The organism is Streptomyces sp. 13-12-16 (genome assembly GCF_002114215.1).
Lineage (GTDB): Bacteria > Actinomycetota > Actinomycetes > Streptomycetales > Streptomycetaceae > Streptomyces.
In genome coordinates this window covers 13,705-20,841 of the sequence record NZ_NCTE01000407.1, presented here as the reverse complement: position 1 = coordinate 20,841, position 7,137 = coordinate 13,705, and the positions used below count along the sequence as shown (strand labels likewise).

The 7,137-nt window shown below is 70.6% G+C and carries 8 protein-coding genes; 5 read left to right on the top strand and 3 right to left on the bottom strand.

From position 1 onward, the window contains the following. Together B7767_RS16610 and B7767_RS16605 are read left to right on the top strand one after the other, a co-directional pair. Positions 1–853, top strand: an 853-nt coding sequence (locus tag B7767_RS16610; RefSeq protein ID WP_143652505.1) for a Stk1 family PASTA domain-containing Ser/Thr kinase, incomplete at its 5' end; no start/stop codon positions are given. 34 nt (positions 854–887) lie between these two features. Continuing rightward, complete coding sequence (locus B7767_RS16605; protein ID WP_085572870.1) at positions 888–1,766, top strand: deoxyribonuclease IV; 879 nt, start codon at positions 888–890, stop codon at positions 1,764–1,766. A gap of 14 nt (positions 1,767–1,780) precedes the next feature. On the opposite strand, the gene B7767_RS16600 is transcribed toward B7767_RS16605, so the two are convergent. Beyond that, the gene (locus B7767_RS16600; protein WP_085572869.1) at positions 1,781–2,428 is read right to left on the bottom strand and encodes a sulfite oxidase-like oxidoreductase; all 648 of its coding nucleotides are present in this window, start codon (positions 2,426–2,428) and stop codon (positions 1,781–1,783) included. A gap of 184 nt (positions 2,429–2,612) precedes the next feature. Between B7767_RS16600 and bfr the strand changes: the two genes are divergently transcribed. Further along, positions 2,613–3,131, top strand: coding sequence for a bacterioferritin (gene bfr, locus B7767_RS16595; protein ID WP_085572868.1), 519 nt, complete (start codon positions 2,613–2,615; stop codon positions 3,129–3,131). A 9-nt stretch (positions 3,132–3,140) separates the two neighbouring features. Here the strand turns inward: bfr and B7767_RS16590 are convergent, their stop codons facing one another. Next, complete coding sequence (locus B7767_RS16590) at positions 3,141–3,377, bottom strand: bacterioferritin-associated ferredoxin (RefSeq protein WP_179167170.1); 237 nt, start codon at positions 3,375–3,377, stop codon at positions 3,141–3,143. 153 nt (positions 3,378–3,530) lie between these two features. Next, positions 3,531–4,883, bottom strand: a complete 1,353-nt coding sequence (locus tag B7767_RS16585; RefSeq protein WP_085572866.1) for a class II 3-deoxy-7-phosphoheptulonate synthase — start codon at positions 4,881–4,883, stop codon at positions 3,531–3,533. Between the two features lie 96 nt (positions 4,884–4,979). On the opposite strand from B7767_RS16585, the gene B7767_RS49320 reads away from it, so the two are divergent. Both B7767_RS49320 and B7767_RS16580 read left to right on the top strand, forming a co-directional pair. Beyond that, a complete protein-coding gene (locus tag B7767_RS49320; RefSeq protein ID WP_107062014.1) occupies positions 4,980–5,036 on the top strand; it encodes a trp operon leader peptide in 57 nt (18 codons plus the stop codon). Between the two features lie 107 nt (positions 5,037–5,143). Next, positions 5,144–7,024, top strand: a complete 1,881-nt coding sequence (locus B7767_RS16580; RefSeq protein WP_085572865.1) for an anthranilate synthase family protein — start codon at positions 5,144–5,146, stop codon at positions 7,022–7,024. Positions 7,025–7,137: the final 113 nt, after the last annotated feature.

Sequence of the window (7,137 nt, the reverse complement as noted above, 5' to 3'; positions counted from 1 at the left end):
GGTGCTCCTGGTCCTCGGGGTCGGCACGGGCGTCTGGTACATCAACTCCGGCCAGTTCACCAAGGTCCCGCCGCTGCTGGGGAAGACCGAGCAGGAGGCCAGGGAGCGGCTGGCGGACGCCGGGCTGGACGCGGGCCGGGTGGAGGAGGCGTACAGCGACACCGTGGAGCGGGGCACGGTGATCAGCACCGACCCGAAGGCGGGCGCCCGCGTCCGCGGCAGCGACTCGGTGTCGCTGACCCTCTCCAAGGGCCCGCAGACCGTTCGGGTGCCCGACCTCGACGGTTATCCCCTGAACAAGGCGCGGGAGCTGCTGAAGGACGACGGTCTGGAGCCCGGCATGGTGACCCGGGAGTTCAGCGACTCCGTGGAGCGGGGCTCGGTGATCTCCACGGAGCCGGGCAAGGGCACCAAGGTCCGCGCGGGCTCGGCGGTGGCGCTGACCGTGAGCAAGGGCAGCCCGGTGGACGTGCCGGACGTGACCGGCGACGACGCGGAGGACGCCCGCGCGGAGCTGGAGGAGGCCGGTCTCAAGGTGAAGATCGCCGCCGAGCGGGTCAACTCCGAGCACGACGCCGGCCGGGTGGCCCGGCAGACCCCGGGCGCGGGGCGGCAGGCCGCCGAGGGCGACACCGTGACGCTGACGCTCTCCAAGGGCCCGGAGATGATCGAGGTGCCGGACGTGATCGGCGACAGCGTGGACGAGGCCAAGGAGAAGCTGAAGGACGCCGGGTTCGACGTGGACGAGGACCGCGGTCTGCTCGGACTCTTCGGCGACACCGTCAAGGGCCAGTCCGTGGACGGCGGGGACACCGCGCCCAAGGGCTCGACGATAACCATCGAGATCCGCTGACCGGCGGGACCGGCGCACGTGACACCCTTGACGGGTGAAGAGTCACCTGTCCGGTCCCGCCCGCAACCCGGTCGGCGGCCACGTCCCCGTGGCCGGCGGCCTGCACTCCGTCGGCCTGTCCTACGCCCGTGAGCTGAACGCCGAGACGGTGCAGGTCTTCGTCGCCAATCCGCGCGGCTGGGCCACCCCGGCCGGCAGGCCCGAGCAGGACGAGGCGTTCCGCGCGGCCTGTGCGGCCGGTTCGATCCCGGCGTACGTGCACGCCCCGTACCTGATCAACTTCGGCTCCCACACCGAGGCGACCGTCGAGCGGTCCGTGGAGTCGCTGCGGCACTCGCTGCGGCGCGGCCGTGAGATCGGCGCACTGGGCGTGGTGGTGCACACGGGCAGCGCGACCGGCGGGCGGGAGCGGGCGGTGGCGCTGCGGCAGGTACGGGAGCACATGCTGCCGCTGCTCGACGAGCTCACCCATGACGACGACCCGTTCCTGCTGCTGGAGTCCACGGCGGGACAGGGCTCCTCGCTGTGCTCGCGGACCTGGGACTTCGGGCCGTACTTCGAGGCGCTGGACGCCCACCCGAAGCTGGGCGTCTGCCTGGACACCTGCCACATCTTCGCGGCCGGCCACGACCTGTCAGGGCCGGGCGGGATGCACCGGACGCTGGATCTGCTGGTGGACACCGTCGGCGAGGGCCGGCTGAAGCTGATCCACGCCAATGACTCCAAGGACGTGGTCGGCGCGCACAAGGACCGGCACGCGAACATCGGCGCCGGACACATCGGCGAGGACCCGTTCCGGGCGCTGATGACGCACCCGGCGACCGAGGGCGTACCGCTGGTCATCGAGACGCCGGGCGGCAAGGAGGGACACGCCGCGGACGTGGAGCGGCTGAAGAAGCTCCGGGACGCCTGAGGGGTTCCCCGGGTCTACAGCTCGGGACCGTCCCCGGGCTCCTCCTGGTAGGAGTAGCGCTGTTCCGTCCAGGGGTCGCCGACGTTGTGGTAGCCGCGCTCCTCCCAGAAGCCCCGGCGGTCGGCGGTCATGTACTCCACGCCGCGCACCCATTTGGGGCCCTTCCAGGCGTACAGATGGGGGACGATCAGCCGCAGCGGGAAGCCGTGCTCGGCGGTGAGCAGCTCGCCGTCCTTGTGGGTGGCGAAGAGGGCGCGCTCGGAGGTGAAGTCGGCCAGCCGGAGGTTGGAGCTGAATCCGTACTCCGCCCAGACCATCACATGGGTGACGTCCGGCGCGGGCGGGGCGATGTCCACGATGGTGCGCGCCGGGATCCCGCCCCACTCGGCACCGACCATGCTGAACTTGGTGACGCAGTGCAGGTCGGCCACGACGGTGGTGTACGGCAGGGCCGTGAACTCCTCGTGGCTCCAGCAGTGCTTCCCACCGTCGGCGGTGGCGCCGAAGACCCGGAACTCCCAGCGTTCGGGCCGGAACTTGGGGACCGGACCGTAGTGCGTGACCGGCCAGCCCTTCTGCAGCCGCTGCCCCGGCGGGAGCTCGGACCGCGCCGCTCCTTCTGCTGTGCGCTCCCCCGATTCGCGTTCCGCCGGCTGACCCATGCCTCCATCCTGACAGACCGGTGGCGATGCCCCTGAACCGGGCCCGGCAGATTAGGTCAAACAGGGACAAAAACCACTAAGCATGTACTTACTTACTAAGTCAAGACTTACTGGACGATCTTCTCCGCCGGTGCAATCATGCGGCCCAACCTGCCAGTTCCCCCGCGCGGAAGGAGCCCATGCGATGCAGGGCGACCCCGAGGTCATCGAATTCCTGAACGAGCAGCTGACCGCCGAGCTCACGGCGATCAACCAGTACTTCCTGCACTCGAAGCTGCAGGACCACAAGGGCTGGACGAAACTCGCCGAGTACACGCGCGCCGAGTCCTTCGACGAGATGCGCCACGCCGAGGTGCTCACCGACCGCATCCTGCTGCTCGACGGCCTGCCGAACTACCAGCGGCTGTTCCACGTCCGGGTCGGGCAGACCGTCACCGAGATGTTCCAGGCCGACCGGGAGATCGAGCTGGAGGCGATCGACCGGCTGCGCCGCGGGGTGGAGGTCATGCGCAACAAGGGCGACATCACGTCGGCCAACGTCTTCGAGGCGATCCTGGCCGACGAGGAGCACCACATCGACTACCTCGACACCCAGCTCGACCTGATCGAGAAGCTGGGCGAGTCGCTGTACCTGTCGACGGTCATCGAGCAGTCCCAGCCCGACTCGTCGGGTCCGGGGACGAGCGGTTTCTCGACCCACTAGGGGCAGGTCCTAAGCGGCTTCCGGGAGCTTCGCCGTGAGCGGCGGCTCACCCTGGTCGGCGAGCTGCCGGCGCGGGCAGGAGCCGCGGCCGAGCAGTGCCTGGATGCGCCGTACGCAGCCGCCGCAGTCGGTGCCGGCCTTGCAGGCGGAGGCGATCTGCCGGGGCGTGCACGCGCCGGCGTCCGCGTGACTCCTCACCTGTTCCTCGGTCACACCGAAGCAACTGCAGACGAACACGCGGTTCACCTCCCGGAAAGGTACTGGGGCGAGCCGTCCCGACCCCTGATCGGTGAGGCTAACCTAACCTTACCTGTCGCCCGAAGGGCACAAAAGTGGGGTGGGGCGCGATCCTGTGTGATACACGCCCCACCCCTTCGCCGGTGTCACCGGCCGCGCCGGCTACTGGTCGCGGTACATCTCCGCGACGAGGAACGCCAGGTCCAGCGACTGGCTGCGGTTGAGCCGCGGGTCGCAGGCCGTCTCGTAGCGCTGGTGCAGATCGTCGACGAAGATCTCGTCGCCGCCGCCCACGCACTCGGTGACGTCGTCACCGGTGAGCTCCACGTGGATGCCGCCCGGGTGGGTGCCGAGCCCCTTGTGGACCTCGAAGAAGCCCTTGACCTCGTCGAGCACGTCGTCGAAGCGGCGGGTCTTGTGGCCGGAGGCCGCCTCGAAGGTGTTGCCGTGCATCGGGTCGGTCACCCAGGCCACGGTGGCGCCGGACGCGGTGACCTTCTCGACCAGCTCGGGGAGCTTGTCGCGGATCTTGTCCGCGCCCATCCGGACGATGAAGGTCAGCCGGCCGGGCTCACGCTCGGGGTCGAGGCGCTCGATGTACTGCAGCGCCTCCTCGGCCGTGGTGCTCGGGCCGAGCTTGATGCCGATCGGGTTGCGGATCCGCGAGGCGAACTCGATGTGCGCGTGGTCCATCTGCCGGGTGCGCTCACCGATCCACACCATGTGGCCGGAGACGTCGTAGAGCTGCCCGGTGCGCGAGTCGACGCGGGTGAGCGCCGACTCGTAGTCGAGCAGCAGCGCCTCGTGCGAGGAGAAGAACTCGACGGTCTTGAACTCCTCCGGGTCGGTGCCGCAGGCCCGCATGAAGTTCAGCGCGTTGTCGATCTCCCGGGCGAGCTGCTCGTAGCGCTGGCCGGACGGCGACGACTTCACGAAGTCCTGGTTCCAGGCGTGCACCTGGCGCAGGTCGGCGTAGCCGCCGGTGGTGAAGGCGCGCACCAGGTTCAGCGTGGACGCCGACGCGTGGTACATGCGCTTCAGCCGCTCGGGGTCCGGGATCCGGGCCTCTTCGGTGAAGTCGAAGCCGTTGACGGAGTCGCCCCGGTAGGTCGGCAGCGTCACGCCGTCGCGGGTCTCGGTCGGCTTGGAGCGCGGCTTGGAGTACTGGCCGGCGATCCGCCCGACCTTCACGACCGGCACCGAGGCGGCGTACGTCAGCACGGCGCCCATCTGGAGCAGCGTCTTGAGCTTGTTGCGGATGTGGTCGGCGGACACGGCGTCGAAGGCCTCGGCGCAGTCGCCGCCCTGGAGGAGGAACGCCTCTCCCTTGGCGACGGACGCCATCCGGGCGCGCAGCTGGTCGCACTCGCCCGCGAAGACGAGCGGCGGATACGACTCGAGGTCCGCGATCACTGCGCGCAGAGCCTCGGTGTCGGGGTACTCGGGCTGCTGCGCCGCGGGCAGGTCTCGCCAGGTGTTGCCAGCGCTCGGGCTGGTCTTAGCGTTCACGGTCACGCCCTCAACACTACGGGGTGCTTTCGCCCCTTCAGGGCCCTGCCCAGAAAGTGAGACAGGCGATACGTTCCGTGGACATGGGGTAGGGTGCGTCACATGTTCGCGCACTCGACCCAGAACTGGTGGTGGCCCGCTTCTCCGGCGGCCCACTGACTGCGCGTACGCACAGACTTCGCGAAGGCCGCCCGAGGGGCGGCCTTCGGTGTTTCCCGGGGCCGTTCCTCACGCTCACGACAGCGACGAAACGAGGAAGGCCCATCATGGACCTGGCACAGCTCCCGCACGACGACCGTCCCTTCGCCCTGCTGCGCCGCCGCACGCCGGGCCACGACCACGACGTGGTCGAGCTGCTGATCGGCCCGGTCGGCACGCGTGACCTGCTGGCCGACCTGCCCGACGAGTGCCTGGCGGTCGTCCCCTTCCGGCAGATCCGCGAGCGCGGCTTCGACGTCCGTGACGACGGCACCCCGCTGCTGGTGCTGACGCCCGAGGAGCGGTACGAGATCCCGCTCGCCGAGGCCCTCGACCGGCTCCCCGCGCACGACGTCCGGGTGGAGGGCGGCGGCTTCGACGTCGACGACGAGGAGTACGCGGGGATCGTCGGGCGCGTCCTGGACGAGGAGATCGGGCGGGGCGAGGGCGCCAACTTCGTGATCCGGCGGACGTACGAGGGTGAGATCCCCGGGTTCGGACGGGCCGACGCGCTGGCGCTGTTCCGGCGCCTCCTCGAGGGGGAGCGGGGCGCGTACTGGACGTTCGTCGTGCACACCGGGGACCGGACGCTGGTCGGGGCCAGCCCCGAGGTGCACGTGCGGGCGTCGGGCGGGACGGTGGTGATGAACCCGATCAGCGGCACCTACCGCTATCCCGCCGAGGGGCCGACCCCCGAGCACCTGCTGGAGTTCCTCGCCGACGGCAAGGAGATCGAGGAGCTGTCGATGGTCGTCGACGAGGAGCTCAAGATGATGTGCACCGTCGGCGACATGGGCGGGGTCGTGGTCGGGCCCCGGCTGAAGGAGATGGCGCACCTCGCGCACACCGAGTACGAGCTGCGCGGCCGGTCCTCGCTGGATGTGCGCGAGGTGCTGAAGGAGACCATGTTCGCGGCGACCGTCACCGGCTCGCCCGTGCAGAACGCCTGCCGGGTGATCGAACGGCACGAGGTCGGCGGGCGCGGCTACTACGCGGGCGCCCTGGCCCTCATCGGCCGCGGCGAGGGCGGAGCCCAGACGCTGGACTCCCCCATTCTGATCCGTACCGCCTACATCGACCCGGCCGGCGGGCTGCGGGTGCCGGTCGGGGCCACGCTGGTGCGCGGCTCCGCCCCGGCGGGCGAGGTCGCGGAGACCCACGCCAAGGCGGCCGGCGTGCTGGCCGCGCTGGGCGTGCGTCCGGGACGCCCGCACGAGGAGTCGGTACGGCCGAAGCTGGCCGACGACCCCCGGGTGCGGGCGGCGCTGGACGGACGGCGGGCCTCCCTGGCGCCGTTCTGGTTGCGGATGCAGGAGCGGTCGGACGAGCTGACCGGGCACGCCCTGGTCGTCGACGGGGAGGACACCTTCACCGCGATGCTCGCCCACGTGCTGCGGGCCGCCGGGCTGGACGTGACCGTCCGCCGGTACGACGAGCCGGGGCTGCGGGAGGCGGTGCTCGGGCACGAGGGGCCGCTGGTGCTGGGCCCCGGACCGGGCGACCCGTCCGACACGGCCGACCCGAAGATGCGGTTCCTGCGCGCCCTGACCTCCGAGGTGATCGGGGGGAACCGGCACGGCGTCCTCGGAGTCTGCCTCGGCCACGAGCTGATCGCGGCCGAACTGGGCCTGGAGACCGTGCGCAAGGAGGTGCCGTACCAGGGGGCGCAGACGGAGATCGATTTCTTCGGGCGGCCGGAGACGGTCGGCTTCTACAACAGCTTCGTGGCGCACTGCGACGAGGACACCGCGCGGGAACTGGCCGCGCACGGCGTCGAGGTGAGCCGCGCCGCCAACGGCGAGGTGCACGCCCTCAGGGGGCCGGGCTTCGCCGGGCTGCAGTTCCACCCCGAGTCGGTGCTGACCCTGAACGGCACGGCGATCGTCCGGGAGCTGGCGGGTCAGCTCCGGGGCACCAGCACGTTCTCGGAGCGGCGGCCGGCGGTGTAGTCGAGGACGTTGTCCACCGTGGTCTGGACGATCTGCCCGACGGCGTCCACGGTGTAGTACGCCTGGTGGGACGTGACCAGGACGTTGGGGAACGTGACGAGGCGGGCCAGGGT